The organism is Vibrio aquaticus (genome assembly GCF_003970385.1).
Classification (GTDB): domain Bacteria; phylum Pseudomonadota; class Gammaproteobacteria; order Enterobacterales; family Vibrionaceae; genus Vibrio; species Vibrio aquaticus.
Window position 1 is genome coordinate 380,585 of record NZ_RXZH01000001.1, and the last position, 22,538, is coordinate 403,122.

18 protein-coding genes are annotated in these 22,538 nt (G+C 47.0%); 8 read left to right on the forward strand and 10 right to left on the reverse strand.

Annotated elements, in window-relative coordinates; all coding sequences use genetic code 11:
* Positions 1-104 precede the first annotated feature (104 nt).
* Both EJ063_RS01575 and yghU read left to right on the forward strand, forming a co-directional pair.
* The gene (locus EJ063_RS01575) at positions 105-755 is read left to right on the forward strand and encodes an HAD family hydrolase (protein WP_126573088.1); all 651 of its coding nucleotides are present in this window, start codon (positions 105-107) and stop codon (positions 753-755) included.
* A gap of 230 nt (positions 756-985) precedes the next feature.
* Complete coding sequence (gene yghU / locus EJ063_RS01580; RefSeq protein WP_126572255.1) at positions 986-1,843, forward strand: glutathione-dependent disulfide-bond oxidoreductase; 858 nt, start codon at positions 986-988, stop codon at positions 1,841-1,843.
* Between the two features lie 22 nt (positions 1,844-1,865).
* Here the strand turns inward: yghU and EJ063_RS01585 are convergent, their stop codons facing one another.
* Entirely contained in the window at positions 1,866-2,798 is a 933-nt protein-coding gene (locus EJ063_RS01585; protein ID WP_126572256.1) for an endonuclease/exonuclease/phosphatase family protein, read from the reverse strand.
* 233 nt (positions 2,799-3,031) lie between these two features.
* On the opposite strand from EJ063_RS01585, the gene EJ063_RS01590 reads away from it, so the two are divergent.
* The 4 genes from EJ063_RS01590 (at position 3,032) to EJ063_RS01605 (ending at position 10,140) form a co-directional block, all read left to right on the forward strand.
* Positions 3,032-4,603 (forward strand): BCCT family transporter, encoded by a 1,572-nt coding sequence (locus EJ063_RS01590; protein ID WP_126572257.1) that lies wholly within the window; start codon positions 3,032-3,034, stop codon positions 4,601-4,603.
* A 468-nt stretch (positions 4,604-5,071) separates the two neighbouring features.
* Positions 5,072-5,719, forward strand: a complete 648-nt coding sequence (locus EJ063_RS01595) for a TetR/AcrR family transcriptional regulator (RefSeq protein WP_126572258.1) — start codon at positions 5,072-5,074, stop codon at positions 5,717-5,719.
* Positions 5,720-5,725: 6 nt separating this feature from the next.
* Complete coding sequence (locus EJ063_RS01600) at positions 5,726-7,042, forward strand: efflux RND transporter periplasmic adaptor subunit (RefSeq protein ID WP_126572259.1); 1,317 nt, start codon at positions 5,726-5,728, stop codon at positions 7,040-7,042.
* Entirely contained in the window at positions 7,039-10,140 is a 3,102-nt protein-coding gene (locus EJ063_RS01605) for an efflux RND transporter permease subunit (RefSeq protein ID WP_126572260.1), read from the forward strand. The genes EJ063_RS01600 and EJ063_RS01605 overlap by 4 nt, the downstream gene beginning before the upstream one ends.
* A gap of 77 nt (positions 10,141-10,217) precedes the next feature.
* On the opposite strand, the gene EJ063_RS01610 is transcribed toward EJ063_RS01605, so the two are convergent.
* From EJ063_RS01610 to EJ063_RS01650, 9 genes are all read right to left on the reverse strand, one after another.
* Positions 10,218-10,565, reverse strand: a complete 348-nt coding sequence (locus tag EJ063_RS01610) for a HopJ type III effector protein (protein WP_126572261.1) — start codon at positions 10,563-10,565, stop codon at positions 10,218-10,220.
* 105 nt (positions 10,566-10,670) lie between these two features.
* A complete protein-coding gene (locus EJ063_RS01615; protein WP_126572262.1) occupies positions 10,671-12,983 on the reverse strand; it encodes a methyl-accepting chemotaxis protein in 2,313 nt (770 codons plus the stop codon).
* Between the two features lie 196 nt (positions 12,984-13,179).
* Positions 13,180-13,938 (reverse strand): SDR family oxidoreductase, encoded by a 759-nt coding sequence (locus EJ063_RS01620; RefSeq protein WP_126572263.1) that lies wholly within the window; start codon positions 13,936-13,938, stop codon positions 13,180-13,182.
* A gap of 10 nt (positions 13,939-13,948) precedes the next feature.
* Positions 13,949-14,845 (reverse strand): 3-hydroxyisobutyrate dehydrogenase, encoded by an 897-nt coding sequence (gene mmsB, locus EJ063_RS01625; protein ID WP_126572264.1) that lies wholly within the window; start codon positions 14,843-14,845, stop codon positions 13,949-13,951.
* Between the two features lie 38 nt (positions 14,846-14,883).
* The gene (locus tag EJ063_RS01630) at positions 14,884-16,014 is read right to left on the reverse strand and encodes an enoyl-CoA hydratase/isomerase family protein (protein ID WP_126572265.1); all 1,131 of its coding nucleotides are present in this window, start codon (positions 16,012-16,014) and stop codon (positions 14,884-14,886) included.
* A gap of 21 nt (positions 16,015-16,035) precedes the next feature.
* Positions 16,036-16,824, reverse strand: a complete 789-nt coding sequence (locus EJ063_RS01635; protein WP_126572266.1) for an enoyl-CoA hydratase — start codon at positions 16,822-16,824, stop codon at positions 16,036-16,038.
* Positions 16,825-16,835: 11 nt separating this feature from the next.
* The gene (locus EJ063_RS01640) at positions 16,836-17,990 is read right to left on the reverse strand and encodes an acyl-CoA dehydrogenase family protein (RefSeq protein WP_126572267.1); all 1,155 of its coding nucleotides are present in this window, start codon (positions 17,988-17,990) and stop codon (positions 16,836-16,838) included.
* A 9-nt stretch (positions 17,991-17,999) separates the two neighbouring features.
* Positions 18,000-19,493 (reverse strand): CoA-acylating methylmalonate-semialdehyde dehydrogenase, encoded by a 1,494-nt coding sequence (locus tag EJ063_RS01645; protein ID WP_126572268.1) that lies wholly within the window; start codon positions 19,491-19,493, stop codon positions 18,000-18,002.
* Positions 19,494-19,519: 26 nt separating this feature from the next.
* The gene (locus EJ063_RS01650; protein WP_126572269.1) at positions 19,520-20,731 is read right to left on the reverse strand and encodes a thiolase family protein; all 1,212 of its coding nucleotides are present in this window, start codon (positions 20,729-20,731) and stop codon (positions 19,520-19,522) included.
* Positions 20,732-20,929: 198 nt separating this feature from the next.
* On the opposite strand from EJ063_RS01650, the gene EJ063_RS01655 reads away from it, so the two are divergent.
* A complete protein-coding gene (locus EJ063_RS01655) occupies positions 20,930-21,307 on the forward strand; it encodes a MerR family transcriptional regulator (RefSeq protein WP_126572270.1) in 378 nt (125 codons plus the stop codon).
* Positions 21,308-21,365: 58 nt separating this feature from the next.
* Entirely contained in the window at positions 21,366-22,535 is a 1,170-nt protein-coding gene (locus EJ063_RS01660; protein WP_126572271.1) for an isovaleryl-CoA dehydrogenase, read from the forward strand.
* Positions 22,536-22,538: the final 3 nt, after the last annotated feature.

Sequence of the window (22,538 nt, forward strand, 5' to 3'; positions counted from 1 at the left end):
TTCATTCTAAAGTCGATAAATAGCCATGAGGTGTCCGAACCACTTTTTCCTCAATGGCAAATATGACAAAATCGACGCAATACTCAGAAATTCAAGTTGTACTCATGAACTACCAAGCCGCAATATTTGATATGGATGGCCTTTTGCTCGACACAGAACGCGTGTGCATGCGCGTATTTAAACAAGCCTGTGAAACCGTCGGTCAACCCTTCTATGACGATGTTTACCTCTCGATTATTGGCCGTAACTCAGCAGGTATTGAGCAAATTTTCCGCAAAGCGTATGGCGAACACTACGAAGCGCTGCATGCAGAGTGGCGCGTAAACTACGATGCGATTGTTAAACACCAAGCGATTCCAGTCAAAGAAGGGGTTCTTGAGCTGCTTACATGGCTAAGAGACAATAAGATTCCTGCCGTGGTAGCGACGTCAACACACAAAGAAGTCGCAGCAAAGAAATTAGAGTTGGCCGGACTGCGCCCATATTTCGCTGGCCTGACTTGTGGTTGTGAGGTAACACACGGTAAGCCAGACCCTGAGATTTACTTACTCGCCGCACAACGTTTAGGTGTTGATGCTACTCAGTGTTTGGCGTTTGAAGATTCTAACAATGGTGTACTTAGCGCGGTGGGGGCTAAGATGATCACCTTCCAAATTCCTGATCTCGTTGAGCCAAGTGACGAGATTAAACAGTTGGGTCACACCATCTTGCCGTCATTGACTGATGTGCTGGCTCAGTTAAAACAGTCAAATTAATCCTCACTAATAAGCTTGGGCGATGCTCAAGCTTATCCTTTCCTATATTAGCAACTCCTTATATCCAATTCCCCTTTTTCATAACCAAGGGTTCTATTAAAACTTCGTTACTAGGGTTTGATTCCCATTCTTCTATCCCAACTATAATGATTGTCTGTTAAGTTTTTCGCTTGCGTTAGGATTCACTCAATAAACGTAAGTGAAAAGAACAATCACAATAAGGAACAATCATGACAAACCAATACGTACCACCAAAAGTCTGGACAATGGATGAAGAAAACGGCGGTCAGTGGGCAAGCATTAATAGACCGGACTCTGGCGCGCGTCATGAGCAGGCTTTACCGGTAGGAAAACACCCGATTCAGCTGCATTCCATGGGTACTCCTAACGGCCAGAAAGTCACAATCATGCTAGAAGAGTTACTCGCATTAGGTGTCAAAGAAGCCGAATACGATGCTTACCTCATTAAGATTGGTGAAGGCGACCAATTTGGTTCAGGCTTTGTTGAAGTGAACCCAAACTCTAAAATCCCAGCGTTGGTCGATCAATCTGGTGAAACACCGGTCAACGTTTTTGAATCAGGCAATATTCTGTTTTATCTAGCGGAAAAATTCGGTCATTTTTTGCCAACAGACACCGCAGCACGCACTGAAGTAATGAACTGGCTGTTCTGGTTACAAGGTTCTGCCCCATACCTGGGCGGTGGTTTTGGTCACTTCTATGCGTACGCACCTGAAAAGTTTGAATACCCAATCAACCGTTTCGCGATGGAAGCGAAACGTCAGCTCGATGTATTAGATAAACGCCTTGCGAATAACACTTATCTAGGCGGCGAAGAGTATTCTATCGCGGATATCGCAACCTGGCCTTGGTACGGTAATTTAGTATTGGGCAAAGCGTATGATGCTGCTGAATTTTTAGATGTCGATAGCTACAAAAACGTGAAACGCTGGGCTGAACAAATCGAAGCGCGTGAAGCGGTGCAACGTGGCCGTATTGTTAACCGTGCCTGGGGTGAAGCTTGGGAGCAAGTTCCAGAACGTCACAGTGCACAAGACATTGATGATGTTTTAAAGCTCCAACCTTAAATGACACACTAAGCAAGTATCGTTAATAGCCAATCGTGGTTTCGACCAATTTGTGGTCGGAACCATTAGGTTTAGCGATACTTCTCCTATCACAGATTCGTCGCCCACTCGCTGCAGATTTAAGCCACAAATGATCTATCGCTATCATAGAGAAATCTGGCGTGGGAAACTGTTCCGCCCAATTGGGCCAACTCGCGACCGGTAGCGTCTGGAAGCTCGAAAACATCTGTCCAAATCGAAGACTCACAGAAGATAAGTTAAAGTCACCTACCACCAGCATCTCATCACTCGGATAAAGTTTATTGAGCGACTCAATCGTACGAATGATCGCATTACGCCGGTACCACAAGGCTTTTGTCCTAGGTGATGGTGGATGCGCCGCAACCAAGGTTAACGCTAGGTGTCGATTTGGGTGCCATGTTCCACGAATGATCGCTTGTTCGTCTGGTGTCAGATAAACTGACATATCGGTCAGTGGTGAACGGCTTAAAATCATCTGGCTCGATGGGTAGCCAATCCCTTCTTGACCCCCATAGTAATAAGGATAAATATCATCTAACTTCTTTAGTTTCTCACCTATTTCTGGCGCAACCTCTTGTAAAACCACCAAGTCTTTCGGCTGTGAGATGAGGTAGTTAATAAACGCATTGACGTCTTGGTTTTCATAATAAAGATTGTACTGAGCAATGGAGATTGGGGTGACACAATGACTCACCTGCACACGTTCGGCTTGTGGACTCAACAGAAAGAAAACACCGGAAAGTAATATGCACACTGCCCCTGCAGACCACCGTTTGATCAACAGTAAGATCGCCGCTAATACCCAATAGGCAAATAAAAACAGCGCAGGAAACGCCACAATGTTTTCGATCCACCATGTTGATTCATAGAAAGATAAGATGACCCAGCTTATTGATGGGGCAAAGACCAATAGCCAAACAAAGCCTCTTCTCACATTCCCTACCTCATAACAGGTTGTTTTTTAAGTATGGTATAGAGAGCTCAAACTAGGGGTATTTTATTTTGAACACCCATGTATTTCGCTGATTGAGCTTCATACTGCACATTTAGTAACAACTGTGTTAGTATGCGCGGCTTTTTGACGTACCTCACATTTCTTGCGAAACGGAGTGGGGAAAATACATTAGCAGGCTTTATAAAGTCTGCGACAAAATAGCGAACTTTTTAATGTCTAACTTGACGCAGTCAATTGATAGTCACCCCACAGACAGTAACTTATATCCTCATCATCGCTTTGCGAAACTCGAACTCAATAACCCTGTATTTTGGCTAAGCGGCAGCTTCCTGACTGCGTTTGTCATTCTTGCCCTAGCGGATACCTCTCTTCTTGCACAGTGGGTTAATTCCGGGTTTTCTCTTTCTACAAAATATTTTGGCGCTTTCTGGCAAGTGCTGTTGCTACTTAACTTTGTTATCGGCCTCGTGATCGCGTTTGGCCGCACTGGATATGTTCGATTAGGTGGTTTAAAGACACCTGAAATCGACACCTTTAAGTGGCTTTCTATCGTTTTATGTACCCTACTAGCGGGTGGTGGTGTGTTTTGGGCCGCTGCCGAGCCTATCGCGCACTTTGTTTCTGCGCCGCCTCTCTACGGTGAAACGTCTCCACGCTCAATGGCGATCAATGCGCTGTCTCAATCATTTATGCATTGGGGCTTTCTAGCCTGGGCTATTCTTGGCTGCTTATCGTCTGTGGTTTTAATGCATTTACACTACGACAAAGGCTTACCACTCAAACCTCGCACCCTGCTCTACCCGATTTTTGGTGATAAAGCGATCAACGGTTGGATTGGCAATCTCGCAGACGCCTGTAGTGTTATTGCCGTCGCCGCAGGTACCATTGGTCCTATTGGCTTTTTAGGTTTACAGATTAGCTACGCACTCAATGCCTTGTTTGGGATCCCTGATACCTTCGCGACCCAAAGTATGGTGATTCTGTTCGCGATTGCTACGTACACGCTTTCTGCTCTAAGTGGCGTTAGTAAAGGCATCCAAATTGTGAGCCGTTACAACATCATCTTGTCGGTTGCTCTGATCGGTTATGTACTGTTTTTTGGCCCGACAAGTTTCATTGTTGATGGTTACGTTCAGGGCGTAGGTCGTATGATCGACAACTTCTTCCCTATGGCTCTGTTCCGTGGTGACGCAAACTGGCTAAACTGGTGGACGGTCTTCTTCTGGGGTTGGTTTATTGGTTACGGACCAATGATGGCTATCTTCATTGCGCGTATCTCTCGTGGCCGTACAATTCGCCAGCTGATCCTTTCGATCAGTATTGCCGCTCCGCTTATTACCTGTTTCTGGTTTAGCATTGTTGGCGGCAGCGGTCTGGCGTTTGAGCTCGAAAACCCAGGGCTTATCTCGTCAGCATTTGAAGGCTTCAACCTCCCAGCTGTTTTACTTGCGATCACAGGTGAATTGCCCTTCCCGATTGTTATCTCAGTATTGTTCTTGATTCTGACAACCACATTCATCGTGACCACAGGTGACTCCATGACCTACACCATCAGTGTAGTGATTACTGGAACGACTGAGCCTCATGCTGCAATGCGCGCCTTCTGGGGTATCATGATGGGCATTGTCGCGATTGCGCTTATCTCTATGGGAGCAGGCGGCATTTCTGCCCTGCAATCCTTCATTGTGATTACTGCAGTGCCAGTCTCTTTGATCCTGTTGCCTAGTCTATGGAAAGCCCCTCAGATTGCGAACCACATGGCGAAACAACAAGGGCTTATTTAAGACTTTTCGACACGACCGTGAGCGTTAGTCAATTGCTCACGGTTATTAACAATCTCGTTTCATTTTTGAAATTTATTTTTCCACTTTTCGATATTTAATCGTTAATCATAAAAATGTTACTTTATTGTTCATTGGTTACACTGCTATAAAGAACTACTCATAAAGTCTGATAGCTTGTAACAGTCTTGATAAGGATGTTGGACCAACAATCTCCAAATAACGACATTAGTTGTTGTCCTTTTACGCCCATGTATTGACTAGTACATGGGCGTTTTCTTTTCTACCTTCTTAGTCTTTCCCCTCAACCAGAAATATTTATCTTATTGATTTATATGAATTTAAATTCGAACCCGCCCCATCTCCGCGATTAATTAATCAAATGTTTAAATAGTGATTAATTTTTGCCATATCGAATACGCTCAGCTCGCACTATAATTAATCGCATGTTTAATAACCTAGAGCAGATGGATGAGCGAAAATCGCAAAGCTGGACGGCCCAGCGCAGATATCGATGCAAGGCAATTGTTAATTGATGCCTCAAGAGAGCTATTTACCGTCAAGCCCTATGACAAAGTCTCTACACGACTTGTCGCCAGTACAGCGGGTGTCAACGTTGCCATGATTCGCTATTACTTTGGCAACAAAGAGGGGCTGTTTGAGACTATGCTGCGTGAAACCATTGAACCGATGAAGCAACAAATGCAGCGTATGGTCAAAGACAGCTCACAAAAGAACTTTCTAGACATCATGCGAACGTATTACCGTGAAATGATCAAAGTCCCGCTCTTTCCTCGCCTGATTGCTAGAGTGATGTACATGGACAGTTCAGACACCCAACGCAAGTTGCTTGAAAAAGTGTTTATTGATGTGACTCAACCCATGCAACACGTGATGTTTGACAAGCTAGTCGACAGCGGCATTTTAAGGCCCGATGCTGATCCACGTCTTTGTAAAGTATCTTACATTAGCCTGATGGTGTTTCCTTTTATTGCACCGCCCGCTCTGCTCGCGATTCACGGAATTGAACTCAATGAAGCGTTTCTAGACCAACTGCTCGAACACAACATCAAATTAATGAGTCACGGATTTCTCCAACCCACCCATTCGCAGGAATAACCCAGAATGAAAATCAATAAAAAACTACTGTTCTTCCCAGCCCTTGCGGTGGGCATTGTCACCTTAGTGCTCGCCGTCAAACTCAAACCTGACCTTCCGGTAAAACCTGCAGGTGATAGAGCGCGATTAGTCGAAACAACCGCTCTAGAACTCAAGTCTATCGCTCCGCTTGCGATCGGCTTCGGTAAAGTAGCACCGAAAGTAGAATGGAACGCGATTGCCGAAGTAACGGGCAAAGTGGTCTATCGCCATCCTCAACTTGAAAAAGGCCAAGTTCTACAGGCCGGTACAGAAGTCCTGAGAATTGATCCTCTCGATTACGAACTCAAACTGGTTCAAGCCCAAGCCGACCTAAAATCTGCACAAACCTCTTTGGCTAAGCTGAATCAAGAAGAGTTAAACCTTAAACAGACCTTAAAGATTGAAAAGAACCGCTTGGTGATCTCAAACAAAGAGCTCGAACGTAAACAAAACCTACGTAAAAAGGGCCTCACTTCTCAATCCGATGTGGATCAGCAAGAACAAAGCGCTCTGTCTCAACGTAAACTGGTGTTAGATATCGAGAACCAAATTGGCCTAATGCCGGACGAACAACGCGTGGCCGAAGCTTTGGTTAAGGTGAACACCTCAAAGGTTGAAGAAGCACATCGCTCGCTAGAGAAAACCATCATCACTCTGCCTTACGACCTGCGTATCGCTAACGTCGATATTGAACAAAACCAAGTGGTTAACCTTCAGCAAACCATGGTGACAGGCCACGGTATGGATGTAATGGAAGTAGAAGCGCAGCTTTCAATTCATGATATGCAGACACTCGCTTCAAGCCTGGGTGAATTTTCTCGCGATGAGAGCGGCATTCCTCAACCAAACACCAACAACATTAACGCCAACATTGAACTAAGCAGCGGCAACCTCAACGCAAACTGGCCAGCGAAATTGACTCGCATCAGTGAAACTGTGGATCCAAACCAAGCAACGGCCGGTGTGATTCTTGAAATCGAGCAAGACTATCGTAATCTGAATCCAACCTCTGTCCCTCCGCTAGTTAACGGGATGTTTGTACGCGCAACCATTGAAGGGCAATCAAACCCAAGCTGGGTTATTCCTGAACGCGCACTGCATGGCGATAAGATTTACCTAATGTCGGACGACTCAACACTGGTCATTAAAAGCGTTGATGTACTTTACCGCCGTGACAACCAAGTAGTGATTGACGGCCAGCTCGAACAAGGCGACAAACTGGTACTGAACGATCTTCTTCCTGCGATCAGCGGCATGTTACTCAGAGAAGCAGAATCTGGTACAGAGGAGTCTGCGCAATGATACGATTCTTCGCAAAACACCCAACCGCAGCCAATTTGCTGATGCTTGGGTTATTGGTGCTCGGCTTAACCTCCTTGCCCAACATTAAACGAGAAACCTTTCCTGAGTTTGATCCTCCTTACATTATGGCGGGCGTGGTTTATCCGGGCGCCTCACCAAATGAAGTGGAAGAAAGCATCTGTGTTCGTATGGAAGATGCGGTCGATGGCCTTGCCAACATTGAAGAAACGCAATGTGAGGCCATTGAAGGGTCAGCTCGACTTATCTTAAAGCTGAATGAAGATGCCGACATTGGCCGCATGCTGGTGGATGTTCAGACTCAAATAAACTCGATTAACGACTTCCCGAAAGAGATCGAATCGCCGGTTGTTCAGGAACTAGATTGGAATGAACCCGTTGTCGATGTGGCGATTACCGCAGACACCACTTGGCCAGAGCTAAAAGCGTACGCCGAGCAGCTTAAACGAACGTTAAAGCTCGACTATGACGTCTCTTTGGTGGATGTTGCTGGTTTTTCAGATCACCAATATCGTGTAGAGCTAGACTCTCAAGCCATGCGTCAACTTGGTCTCAGTGTCGGTGATATTGCGGATCAAATTGGTCGTCAAAACATCAAGCTGCCAAGTGGTAACGTTGAAACACCTGACAAAAACTTCCTGATCCGTTTTGATGAACGCCGAACGACCCCAACTGAGCTTGAAAGCCTAGTCATCGGATCCGGCCCTAACGGTTCGATTATTAGACTGCGAGACATTGCGACCATTACCGATCGCTTTGAGCTTGATGAGCAGAAGGTTCTCTTTGATGGTCATCCTTCCGCGCTATTGAAAGTCAGTAAGAATAAGGAAGATGATGCTCTGAGAATCAAAGAGCGCGTCTCTCAATTTGTTGAAGATCAGCAGGCTATCGCCCCTACTGGCGTTCAACTTCAACTGACAAACGATCTCTCTTCCGTGCTCTGGGACCGTCTCACCATGATGGTTCGTAATGGTTGGCAAGGTATCGTGTTAGTGTTTGCCACCATGTGGCTATTCTTTAGCTTACGTTACTCGTTTTGGGTCGCAGCTGGCTTACCGGTCGCATTCTTAGGTGGTTTGTTCTTGATGGCGCAACTTGGCCTATCAATCAACATTATGTCTTTGGTTGGCCTGCTCATGGCAATCGGTATCATGATGGATGACGCCATAGTAATCGCAGAATCGATAGCCGCTCACCTAGATAGAGGTGAAGAAGTCGACGATGCAGTGGTCAAAGGCGTTAAAAAGGTCCTACCTGGGGTTATTTCATCGTTCCTTACCACAGTGTGTATTTTCGGTAGCTTGCTGTTCTTGCAAGGTGAAATGGGTGCGGTACTAAAAGCAGTACCTCAAGTGCTTATTCTGGTGCTGACCTTAAGCTTGGTCGAAGCGTTTTTGATTCTGCCGAATCACTTATCCCACTCTCTACATAAAGAGAAAAAGGAGAAACCAACTGCAAAGTTTAAGCAAAAGTTATTGGCAGGTTTTGAGAACTTCCGTAACACCACTTTGGTTAATGCAGTAGAGAAAGTCGTCGAGTATCGCTATGCCTTCTTAGGTGGCGTAGGTGCCTTGTTGCTCATTTCCGTTGCCACTCTCGCGGGCGGTTTACTTAAGTTCCAACCTTTCCCTGAGCTGGATGGTGACATTGCCGAAGCACGTATTATTTTGCCACCGGGCTCATCGCTTTCTCAAACCGAAGCCGTGGTGGATCATATCGTTGCCTCTGCTCAGAAACTTGATAAAGAGTGGACCGAGAAAGCCGAAAATGGCACGCCATTGGTTCAGCACATTACCAGCCAATTCAATGCCAACGCCGATGCGAACGAATCAGGCCCACACATTGCGACAGTGCGTTTAGACCTACTTGGCGCAGAGAGCCGCAACACCTTAATTGATGAGTTTGTCGCAGCGTGGCGTGAAGATGTCGGTGAACTTGCTGACCCGATTTCTTTAGTTTTTAAGCAACCAACGATGGGGCCAGGTGGTCGAGCGATTGAGATTCGTGCCAAACATGACGATCTTGAAGCGCTCAAAGCAGCGTCCATCGACATTCAGCAATACCTCAATGAGTTTGATGGTGTCCATGGCGTATTAGATGACATGCGAATGGGTAAAGAAGAGGTATTAGTAAAACTTCGCCCAGGTGCTGAGGCGTATGGTATTAATGGCCAGCTTATTGCCAATCAACTGCGTGCTGCCTTCTTTGGTCAAACCGCGGATGAGATTCAGGTGGGTGTTGAAAACATTTCCATCGAAGTACGTTTGAACAAAGTTGAAGCGGGAGATTTGCAGCAGTTATCTAACTTCCCAATCATCATGCCTGATGGTAGCCAAATTCCACTGGCGACCATTGCAACGTTGGACTTCCAACGTAACTACGTGCGTATTCAACGTATCAACGGCTTGCGTACAATCAGTGTGTTTGGTGATACGGATAATACTAAGGCGAACTCCACCGCCATCATTAATCAATTCCAAGCAGAAGAAGCGCCTAAACTGATGGCCAAATACCCAGGTCTGCGTTTCGATTTTGAAGGTGAAGCGAAAGATACCGCTGAAACTGGCGCTTCTATGGGTAAAGGCTTCATGCTCGGCCTGTTCGGTGTGTTTGCGATTCTAAGTTATCAGTTCCGCAGCTACTTAGAGCCGTTCGTCGTTATGCTGGCGATTCCGTTGGCGTTTATCGGTGTCGTTTGGGGGCACATTTTACTTGGCCACTCGCTGAGTATGCCAAGTATGATGGGGTTTGTCTCACTGGCCGGGATTGTGGTTAATGACTCGATACTGCTGGTGCAATACATCAGGCACCATGTTGATGAAGGTGACAGTGTACATGACTCTGTCGTGAAAGCGAGTCGTGAACGTTTCCGTGCTGTGTTCCTTACCTCAATGACCACGGCGGCAGGTCTATTGCCACTGCTGACCGAAACCAGCTTACAAGCACAGGTTATTCAGCCATTGGTGATCTCGATTGTATTCGGTATTTTTGCCTCTACACTTCTGGTTCTGTTTATGATCCCAGCTGCCTACGCGGTATTGGCCGATTTTGGTTTAGTTCATAAGCATGAAGAAATCTAACCACTAAAATCAAACCTCAGAAAAGCAAGAAGCCAGACATCTCGTCTGGCTTTTTTGTATTCGTCAGTCGTTGTTCGCTATGCTTTCGCCGTCAACGCTTCGCCTTCAAACTTAACACCCTGCCAACCAAATTTAATGAAGTTGCGGATGTTTGCGTGATCGTCACCGTCTGGGTGACCAAGTACATCTTCACGATAAAAGCGGCCAAAGCACGCTAAGGTCGCTTCTTCACTTAGCTTATTTAGCTGACCGAAGGCAAAGATCTTACATGAACCGTTGTTTTGGTTTGCGCCGTTCGCAGTGTCACCATTGGTAAAAGCTGTTGGTGAAAACTCGTAGTTCGCTTCAATCGCTGCGATGGCCTCTTCAAATTGAACATCTTGAGGGTTTGCTGCAAGAGCAGATAGGAAGGCTGTTAATTCCATTTGTCACTTCTCCAATTAATTTGTTCAGAGTCTATGACATTGATTAACAGAAAAAAAGGATTGTATGACGCTATTTAAGCGTCATACATTGCTCATGAGGCTGAGCTAGTACTTAAATTGTGACACTTCACCGTTAAGGTGCTCGGCTTCCGTCGATAGACCTTGTAACACATCATCCGCATCTTGAACCTGAACCGAGACCGCGGCAGAGGCATCCGCAATGGAAGTGATGCTGCCACTGATCTCATCGGTTACTGCTCTTTGCTCTTCAGTTGCAGAGGCGATTTGCACGTTCATCTCATTCAACTGATCAAGCATGGAAACGATCTGCTCTAGCATGTGGGTGTTTTCGTCACAGGTTGATACCCCTTGAGACACTGTGCTATTCGCACTTTCAATACTTTGCGAAACACTTTTCGTTTCACGCTGAAGTGATTCAATTTTTCCGCGAATCTCTTCGGTTGATGCTTGCGTACGGCCAGCCAGTGAACGCACTTCGTCGGCAACCACCGCAAAACCTCGACCTTGCTCACCAGCCCTCGCCGCCTCAATCGCAGCGTTGAGAGCAAGTAGATTGGTTTGTTCAGCAATGCCTTGAATAACATCGAGCACTTCAGCAATAGAATTCGTCTCGTTGTGCAACCGTTCAATCGCCGCCACCGCGGTTTGCATTTCTGAATCTAATCGAGAAATCTCACTTCCTAAATTTTGGCCAATTTGCACCCCCTCACTGCCTGTCTCATTGGCCGTTTTTACAAACTCGGCAGCTTTAGTTGCAAACTGCGCTACTTCTGCAATCGAGGCACTCATTTCATTTACCGCTGTAGCGACTGACTCGGTACGGTGATTTTGATCAGCCACAGCATCACGGGTACTGTTCATGTTACCGGCCATACTTTGGGTGTTACTGTTCAGATTGTTGGTGGCTTGACCAAACTTACCAATGATGTCCTGTAAGTGGGCAAACAAGCCGTTTAGCGACACCGCAAGGTCCGTCATTTCATCTTTACCCGAGACTTCAAGTCGTTGCGTCAGATCGTTGTCTTTCGCAATGAACTGGACTTTCTGACTCGCAATCATAATTGGTTTGGCAATGCTGTTACCTAAGAAGTAAGAAATCAACACGGAAATGACCACCACAACCACAATGCTGCTTGCTACTGTCACGACTAATGAATTAACGAGGGTTTGTAGATCTTCTAACGCTTCGGCTTTATCAATCTCAGTTAAGATGGCCCACTTAAGGCCCGCCACATTCACCGGAGAATAAGCCGATAGCACTTCAACACCACGATAATCTTCAATGACCTGTGAGCCACTTTGACCTTTCAATGCCGCACTGGCGGTAGATGTAGAAACCGGTTGGCGTCCAATGGCCGATTCTTTTCCCTTAATTTGGCTGAGGACATTACGGCTAACGCCCGCTTGCTCTAGGGCAGAAAAATAACCGCTGGCATCTTCAATTAGAAACCTCGATTCACTGCGCAGCAACTTGTCTTGCCCCAACAGATAGCTTTCGCCACTGGCCCCTAACCCCGCATTACTCCAGTCTTGGCCGAAGGTCATAATGGCGTTGATTTCATCGACTGGCATTTGGAAAATCAGCACGCCCAGTGTGTTACCATCTTGCTTGATTGGGGTGGCAATAAACGATGCGGCCGCCTCATAAGAAGGAAAGTAAGGCGCAAAGTCTTCTAGATAGAACTGGTCTTGGCCAAGTCGTAATGCTTGCTGATACGCCTTAGCAATACCGCTGCTCGCATATGGGCCTGAATTTAAATTGGTGGCGTAATCAAGCTCTTTAAACACCGAATAAACGATGTCGCCGGCTGTACTGACCAAGAAAATATCGTAGTAACCAAACTCTTCCAAGAACCCTTTGATACTGGGGTGGTACGTTGCATGAACACCATCGTAGTCGGTGTTCAGTGAATCAGACATCAATTGATGTTTATCGCCCAAAGGATTGGGGTTAACGCCAATATATCGGGCTTGTAGCGCTCTGGCTCTCTCACTCAAGCTATCAAGCTTTTGAAGCTCGTTAGCGGAAGCGCCGTCATTTGAGTTACGGTAGGTCGCGCCAAAGCTAGATTGGTAGTAGTTGCGCAGCTTGGCAACATCACCGTCTGAGACACGATCGACGGGATAAGCTTCAAAGGTTTGAGTAAAGGCAGTAATGGCATCTTGCACACCGACTGAATTAGCCGTGGTGACCACTTGGCCTGCAATCTGCCGAAAGTAACTTTCGATTTCGTTTTTCTTTATCTCACGAACAGAGATCAGTTGATTGTTGGCTCGCTCATACAAGGCTTGCTCTGATAGTCCTGATGAACGCCACCCGACTATCGTCCCTGTGGCAATCACCGCTATTGAGCAGAGCAATGTCGAAGCAAGGACAATCTTTGTTGCAATTTTCATAACGACAACCTCATGCGGAAATCCATTCCGCCTTAAAATTTGAGGAAAATCGCCAACTAGCGCTTATGTTCGTTAATAAGTCTTCTACCAAGGCTCAATACGACCCGAGCCCTTGGTATGCATATAGTTCTATAAGTGTAAGCACAAAAACTAAACTTTTCGATGATGTTTTGAGATTTATTGGTCGAACCAATCATTACATCCGAATCCCGCCATCGACTTCAATCACTCGGCCATTCACATAATCATTTTCGAAGATGAATTTCACCGTATTGGCTATCTCGCTGGTTTGGCCCATTCGACCGACGGGAATCATTCCTTCTAATCGAGCAATCGCTTCTGGCTTCATCTGCGCAGCCATTGGGGTTTCAATCACGCCCGGTGCAATTGCAGCCGCTCTTATGCCGTATCTCGCTAGCTCTTTTGCCCAAGTGGTCGCTAAGGTCGCCACCGCAGCTTTGGAAGCCGCATAGTTAGTTTGGCCTATATTCCCGGCACGAGCCACACTCGATATATTGATGATGACGCCACTACGCTCGGTTTCGATCATTTTCACAGCCGCCTCTCGACCACAAAGAAAGGTCCCCGTTAAGTTGACATCAATGACCGCATTGAACTGTTCAAGGGGCATTTTAGATACTTGGCCATCTTTCACTTTAACGAGTAAGCCATCACGTAAGATGCCCGCGTTATTAACCAAACCATCCAATCGACCAAAATCAGCGACAACGTCACTAAAGGTTTGTTCTACTTGCGCCTCATTAGTGACGTCAGCGACATAGGTGAATACTTTAACGCCGAGCATTTGGCATTGCTTTTGTGTGTTGTTTAACGCTTCTTGGCTGACATCAATCAGAGCAAGTTCAGCACCAGCATGAGCTAAAGTCACCGCCATCATTTGCCCTAACCCCTGACCGGCACCCGTAATCGCAATCACACTCTCTTTTAGATCCATCTTAACGCTCTCACTCTTTTGATTGGGTTTGATAAAACTCAAACAGACTCGAGAAGTCTAACTCTTCATTGCCATTCATGTTGTGAAAGGCGTACAGATTTCGAGCCAATGACCCCATTGGAACAGACGATTGGCTCTTGGTTGCCGCTTCCAAACCTAGGCCGAGATCTTTGAGCATGAGTTTGCTCATAAAGCCCGGTTTATAGTCGTTTGACGCCGGCGCTGTTTCCATCACGCCTGGGCAAGGGTTATAAAGCTCTAACGCCCAATTTCGCCCTGAGCTTTGAAGCATAATGTTAGACAATACTTTCGGGTCGAGACCATTATCGATACCGAGATTAAGCGCTTCACACGTTCCCGACATTAAGATCCCAAGCATTAAGTTATTGCAGATTTTGCCCATTTGACCGGCGCCAACGCCTCCCGCATGGAAGATGTTTTTGCCCATGTGTTTGAGCACCTGTTCTGCTTTGTTGAACGCTTTCTCATCTCCGCCAACAATAAAGGTCAATGTGGCGGCTTTCGCCCCTGCAACTCCGCCAGATACAGGCGCATCTGTGAAGTACGCCCCTTGTTCAATGGCTTTCTGTCCGACCATTCGCGTAGTTTCAGGATCAATGGTCGATGAATCAATCAGGAGTTTGCCTTTTGTTTCTTGGCTCAAAATGCCATCAGGACCGAGATAAACCGTCTTGACGTGTTGTCCGGCCGGTAACATGGTAATCACTGTATCAGCGCCTTGAACGGCTTCATTGATCGATTCACATCGAGTCGCACCAAGCGATTCAAGTTGAGCCGCCAATTCAAAAACCAGATCAAACACTCTCACTTTAAAGCCTGCAGAGAGTAAGTTTTGCGCCATAGGTGCGCCCATGTTCCCCAAACCAATAAATGCTACTGTTCCCATGGTTTTGTCTCCTTACGCTGAGTAGTCATTTATACCGCCTAATAGTGACCCAGCTTCGCTAACGGATGAGATTCGTCATCCCAAATAGAAGTAAATAACTGGTTGATACACGTCACATCAACCTGTTCAATCGTTGAGTATCGCCAGTTCGGCTCTCCGTCTTTATCAATCAGCCGTGCTCGTACCCCTTCTTTAAATTCACCAAGTAGCGAACTATTGACCGCTAACACCAGCTCTAAACGGAAACACTCCGCCAAAGAGAGTTGCTGATATTGGGTCATCTGACGAAAACAGATATGGGCGGTAATTGGGCTTCCACTGGTCATGCTCGATTTGGCATTCACCAGCCAAGCTTCATCACCGGCTAATGCTAAGATTCGGTCAATCACATCAGGTAACTGCTCAGCGGCGCAAGCATGTTGGATATGATTAAAATAAGGTGTAATTTGCGCAGGTGGCTTTTCGGTTTCGACCTGACTGTCAAACCCTTCTAGAATCTCTGTCACTACCTCGTAGGTATCTTCAACGCAATCCCAATCGGCGACTTGAAGCTGCTCAAGCAAACTTTCTCGGTGGTTTACGAGCACCATATGATCGGCTAAATGCAGCGCGATAGCGTCAGTCGCATTGACCATGGTTCCCGTTAAGCCGAGGAACAAGCCAATGCCTTGGTCAAGCCTATTGAGAAACCAAGTGGCCCCCACATCGGGGAATAAACCAATGCTGACCTCTGGCATCGCAAGCCTTGAGTCTGGCGTCACCACTTTGTGGCTAGAGGCCATATAAAGACCCATGCCCCCACCCATTACAATCCCCTGCCCCCAAGCAATAATGGGTTTACAGTAGGTGTGGATCAAATAATCACACTCGTACTCAACACTAAAATAGGTCGAGCAAAATGCTTCAATATCAGCCTCACTCGATTCATTCATCACGCTGTACATTGTGCGCACGTCACCACCTGCACAAAATGCTTTGCTTCCTTCCCCTTCTAATACCACACAGACCAGTTCATCATCGTCATGCCATAAGGTCAGCTGTTCTTTTAAGCTCACTAACATATCGAACGTCAGTGCATTTAATGAGGCTTCGTTGTTTAACGTCACCAATCCAATTTTATGTGGGCTACCGCTACAAGGCAGCTCAACAAAATGAACGTTGCCACTCATTATGTTTACTCCTATTGGGGTCTATCCATTTCTCCATTCTGGTGGGCGTTTTTCTAAGAATGCATTAACCCCTTCTTGTTGGTCTTGCGTGTCAAACAAGCCCATAAATAACTCTCGTTCTTTCACTAATCCGTTGGTCATAAAGCCCTTTCGACCATTCTGAATCAGTGACTTGCACGCGGAAACCGACCTCGGTGATTGATTGGCCACGCTTTGTGCCAACGTTATCGCCGCAGAAAGCGCTGTGCCTGTATCAACCACTTCTTCTACCAAACTGATCCGATACGCTTTTTCCGCATCAAGCTGTTCACCGCATAGGATCATTCGTTTTGACCAACCCTCACCAACCAAAGCGGTCAGATTTTGCGTTCCACCCGCGCACGGTAGTAACCCGACTTTCGCTTCAGGCAATGCCATTCGAGCTTGCTGCTCAGCGATGCGAATGTCACACGCTAACGCCACCTCTAAACCGCCACCCATCGCATAGCCGTTAATTGCAGCAATCGAAACCCCTCGAAATGCCGATAGAGTTTCGAACGCTTCACCAAACGCTTTGGCCATTGCCCACGCCACCGACTTATCACCAGACGCAAAAAGATTGAGATCCGCTCCGGCAGAAAAGAATTTCTCACCTTGGCCAGTCAACACAATGGCGTAGATATCTTTATCTTGGTTGAATGATTCAATTAACGCTTTTAGTGCAGACAAACTCTCTAACGTCCACGTATTCGCAGGTGGGTTGTTCATGGTGATCACCGCAACATGGTTCTCAATTTTGAACGGCAGCGCAGCACTGATTGGATGTGACATAGTCGAGCCCTCTATAGAATGTCGATACCTTCGGCAAGTAAACGTCTTGCGATGATGACCCGCATAATTTCATTCGTCCCCTCGAGGATTTGATGAACTCGCACATCACGGAAATATCGCTCCATTGGGTATTCCTTGATATAACCATAGCCTCCATAGAGCTGAAGTGCTTGGTCACAGACTTTAAAACCTACGTCGGTGGCAAACCGTTTTGCCATGGCGCAGTAGGTAGATGCATCGGGTGAACCGTTATCAAGCTTACTGGCGGCTAAACGCACCATTTGTCTTGCTGCAACCAGTTCAGTCGCCATATCCGCGAGCTTAAACTGCAAGGCTTGAAACTGTGCGATGGGCTGGCCAAACTGCTTACGTTCTTTAAGATATTCGGTCGCATGATTTAACGCTTGTTGCGCTGTACCGACAGAGCAAGTGGCGATGTTAATGCGGCCACCATCGAGACCTTTCATCGCAAAGATAAAGCCTTGACCCTCTTCGCCTAGAAGCGACTCTTTAGGGATCAACACATTGTCAAAACTGATGCTGCGTGTCGGCTGAGAGTTCCAACCCATTTTCGGTTCTTTACGCCCATACTCGATGCCTTTTACATCCGCTGGAACAACAAAGGCAGAAATACCTTTCGGGCCTTTATCGCCTGTTCTTGCCATTACGACCAACACTTGCGTTTCACCAGCACCGGAAATAAACACCTTTGCACCATTAAGCAGATACCCGTCTTCAACACGTTTTGCACTAGTGGTGAGCGACGCGGCATCAGACCCAGCATTTGGCTCCGTCAAGCAGTAAGAGCCTAACCATGCGCCCGTCATCAGCTTGTCTAAGTAGGTTTGTTTAGCACTGTCGCTACCGAAGCTGGCGACCATCCACGTCACCATATTGTGGATGGTCATAAACGCTGTGGTAGACGTACAGCCCATCGCCAACTGTTCAAAGATGATGGAAGCATCGAGGCGAGAAAGCCCAAGTCCACCCTCTTCTTCCGGCGTGTATAAGCTTAAAAAGCCTAGCTCACCAGCTTCTTTGAGCACATCAGTCGGAAAGATCTGTTTCTGATCCCACTCTTCAGCATTTGGCGCGAGTCGTTCACGGGCAAACTGCGCCGCCGTATCCGCAAACGCACTTTGATCTTCGTTGAGTTCAAAATCCATAGGTCCTCCCTATTTCAGCTGAATGGTCATGTTTGGGCCGATTGGAATGTCATCATCAAACCAACGGGCAGTGATGGTTTTGGTTTCCGTATAAAAACGCACGGCTTGCTTACCATAAGCATGAAGGTCGCCGTAGAAACTGCCTCGCCAGCCAGTAAAAGAGAAGAAAGGTAGAGGAACCGGAATCGGCACATTGATACCGACCTGACCAACTAGAATTTCGTGTTGGTATTTTCTCGCAGCTGCCCCATTAGCAGTAAAAATCGACGTGCCGTTACCATAAGGGTTGTTGTTAATCAGCGTAATCGCCTGTTCGAGAGTATCGACTTCTAAGCACACCAGAACCGGACCAAAGATCTCTTGCTGATAAATAGCCATATCGGTCGTCACGCCACTAAACAAGGTTGGACCAAGCCAGTTACCATCAGGAAAGCCCTCAACTTTGCATTGGCTACCATCAAGTTCGCATTTAGCCCCTTGCGCTTTCCCTTCATCAATTAACGCCGTCACTCTCGCTTTTGCGTGTTGGCTGATAAGCGGGCCGTAATCAGCATTGTCGTCATTCCATACACCGGGATGTACTTTGGCCATTTCAGCGGCGAGTTCAGGAATCCACTCTTTCGCACTGCCGACAAACACCGCTGCCGATATCGCCATGCAGCGCTGCCCCGCCGCCCCAACAGAGGCGCCAACTAAATTGCTCAACACCTGCTGTTTGTTGGCATCGGGCATGACTACCATATGATTTTTCGCCCCGGCAAAAGCTTGAACACGTTTGTTGTGCGAAGTACCGGTTTGGTAGATGTATTGAGCAACGGGAACCGAGCCGACAAAAGAAACCGCTTTGATCGTCGGATGGGCTAAAAGGTAATCGACTTGCTGCTTGCCGCCGTGAACCACTTGCAAAACGCCTTTGGGTGCGCCCGCTTGTTCAAACAACTCAGCTAAGCGCATTGCAGTGAGTGGTACTTGCTCTGAAGGCTTAAGCACAAAGCTGTTCCCTGCTGCGATGGCAATTGGAAACATCCAAAGTGGAATCATGGCTGGAAAGTTAAACGGCGTAATACCGCAACATACGCCGAGAGGTTGAATAAGAGAGTAGCTATCGATATCGGTGGCAACGTTTTCTACTGTTTCACCCATCATATTGCTGGCGATATTGGCGGCTTGCTCAACCACTTCAATGCCTCGCCAAACATCGCCTTTTGCATCAACGGTAGTTTTACCGGTCTCTTTCGACAGTAATACCGCCAATTCATCGTGATGTTCTTTAAGCAGATGTTGGTAGCGCAGCATCAGCCGTGCTCGCTCTGACACCGCCACCTCTTTCCATAGGTAATGGGCCTGCTCGGCACTTTCAATCGCACGCTCTAATTCTTCATCGGTTGCACACGGAAGCTCTGCAATCACGGCGTTAGTCGCTGGGTTCGTTACTTCTAGCCAATCATTACTCTCCGATTGACAAAACACGCCATCAATAAATAACGGGACAAGTTGAGTCATGGTCGATTCCTTTTCGTTTCGAAGGGTTAAACAGGGATCTCGATGGCAATGGCAGTCGCTTCTCCGCCACCAATACAAATTGCCGCAACCCCTTTCATTACTTTACGTTCCGCCGCATTGCCATCTACGCCAAACGCTTGTAACTGGCGTAAACTGTAGATCAATGTGGTTAAAATTCTGGCGCCACTCGCACCTATTGGGTGGCCCAACGCACAGGCGCCCCCTTTAACGTTGACCTTGTCAGGATCGATGTCGAGTTCTCGTATTGCTATTTGAGTGACGACAGCAAATGCTTCGTTGATTTCCCAAAGATCGACGTCGTCCACTTCCCAATCCATTTGAGCAAGCAGCTTTTGGATCGCATATACGGGTGCAACGGTAAACTCAGCGGGCTCTCTGGCGTGGCTAGCGTGTGCTTTGATCACCGCTAACGGAGAAATGGCTTGTTTTCTCGCTTGCGCCTCTGCCATCACAACTAACGCTGTCGCCCCATCAGAAATGGCACTGGAATTAGCCGCAGTGATGGAGCCGGTTTCTGAAAATGCCGCGCGTAATTGGGGAATCTTTTTCGGATTAATTGACGGGGGCAGCTCATCATAAGTCAGCGCTTCACCATGCTTTAGTTCGATAGGGGCGATTTCAGAGCTGAATGAATCCAACTTTTGAGCAGACACAGCCCTTTCAACGGATAAGGTCGCCCACTCGTCCATTTGCTCACGAGTAAAGATAAGCTGTTCAGCGATCTGCTGAGCATAAACGCCCATTAGCTCACCCTCATAGGCATCTTGAAGGCCATCTAAAAACATATGATCAAAGGTGGTGGAGTGGCCCATTCGCTTACCTGAACGGGTTTCTTTCATCAAATAAGGGGCGTTGGTCATGCTTTCCATACCACCAGCAATAGCCGTTCGAATCGTGCCAACTTTAATAAGGTCATGGGCCAGCATCACCGCTTTCATTCCTGAACCGCACACTTTGTTTACTGTGGTGCAAGGCGTCTCTACCGATAACTCTGCTCCTAATGCCGCTTGCCTGGCTGGCGCTTGACCACAACCCGCGGTGAGCACGCAGCCCATAAAGACTTCATCAATCTCCGTTTGGCTTAAGTTCGCTTGGTTCATGGCCGCATCAATGGCGAATGCCCCGAGTTGAGGTGCAGAAAAATGAGACAGTAACCCCTGAAACTTTCCGATCGGGGTACGCTTCGCTGCCACTATCCAAATTTCGTTATGTTCCATGTTGCGCCTCATTTAATAACTTGACGTTTACGTAAGCATAGCACTAACATTTACGTAAACGTCAACTTTGAAGCGAAAAGAAAATTTCACCTTTTTAAGCCAACATGACGTTATTGTTGCTTCCTATTTAGCAACGCTTGCCCTAGAGAAAAAGGCACCCAAGAGAATAGGAAACCAGGAGAAAGGAAATAAACTTCAGTGGAAAGTTACAAAATTAGCGACCTCGCCAAAGAGTTTGATATTACAACCAGAAGCATCCGTTTTTACGAAGATGAGGGGCTGATTCAACCTGAACGTAAAGGAACTATGCGTATTTATAACCGCAGAGACAAAACCCGTTTAAAGCTGATCTTACGTGGTAAGCGATTAGGGTTTTCTTTAGCGGAAATACGTGAACTGTTTGAACTTTACGATACCCAACAAGGTGAAACACAGCTCACTGAGATGCTGAAAATCATTGATGAAAAAGAGGCGTTACTACAACGTCAACGCGAAGACATTGAGAGTATGCTTGATGACTTGAAAGTAGCCAGAGAGCGCTGCGAACAAGCTCTAAGTACCCGTAAAGAAAGCTAGAATATCGCTCACATAATGTCTTCAACCAAACGGTCATGCGCCGTGTTTTGGAGGCATTATGCTATCTCAATATCTGTCCCTCAATTATGGGCTAAGCGAAGAGTTAAACCTACTGCGAGAGCATGTCGCAGGGTTTGCTCAGCAACATATCGCTCCCCTCGCCGCTGAGATTGATCACTCTAACCAATTCCCTAACCACCTTTGGCCACAATTCGGCGAAATGGGCCTGCTGGGTGTTACCGTTAGCGAAGAATATGGCGGCGCATACATGGGCTACTTGGCTCATGTGATTGCGATGGAAGAGATTAGCCGAGCCTCTGCCTCTGTGGCTTTAAGTTATGGGGCGCACTCCAATCTATGTGTAAACCAAATCTACCGTAACGGCAATCCTGAACAGCGCCAGAAATACCTGCCCAAGTTAATTGATGGCACTCATGTTGGCGCACTAGCTATGAGTGAGCCCAATGCCGGTTCTGACGTGGTGAGCATGCAGCTTAAAGCAACGTTAAAGAATGACCACTATCTATTGAATGGTTCTAAAATGTGGATCACCAATGGCCCTGATGCTGATGTCGTTGTGGTTTACGCGAAAACCGAACCCGAGCAAGGGGCGCACGGTATTACTGCATTTATCGTCGAAAAGTCTATGGTCGGTTTTTCTCATGCTCAGAAGCTCGATAAGTTGGGCATGAGGGGCTCCAACACCTGTGAGTTAGTGTTCGAAGATTGCCCCGTACCGAAAGAGAACATTTTGGGCGGGCTAAACCAAGGCGTAAAAGTGTTAATGAGTGGGCTCGATTATGAGCGTGTCGTGCTTGCGGCTGGCCCTGTCGGCATTATGCAAGCCTGCCTTGATACCGTCATTCCCTACATTCATGATCGTAAACAATTTGGCCGCTCAATTGGCGAGTTTCAACTTGTCCAAGCCAAAGTAGCCGATATGTACACTCGCACCAATGCTGCCAGAGCCTACCTTTATACTGTTGCCAAAGCCTGTGACAACCACCAAACCACTCGTAAAGACGCGGCCGGAGTGATTCTTTATTGCGCTGAACTCGCTACCCAAATCGCCCTCGACACTATCCAATTGCTTGGAGGCAATGGTTATATCAACGAGTTTCCTGCTGGCCGTTATCTCAGAGACGCCAAGCTGTATGAGATTGGTGCAGGCACGTCGGAAATCCGCCGAATGCTGATTGGCCGTGAACTGTTTGAAGAATCACGCTAAGGA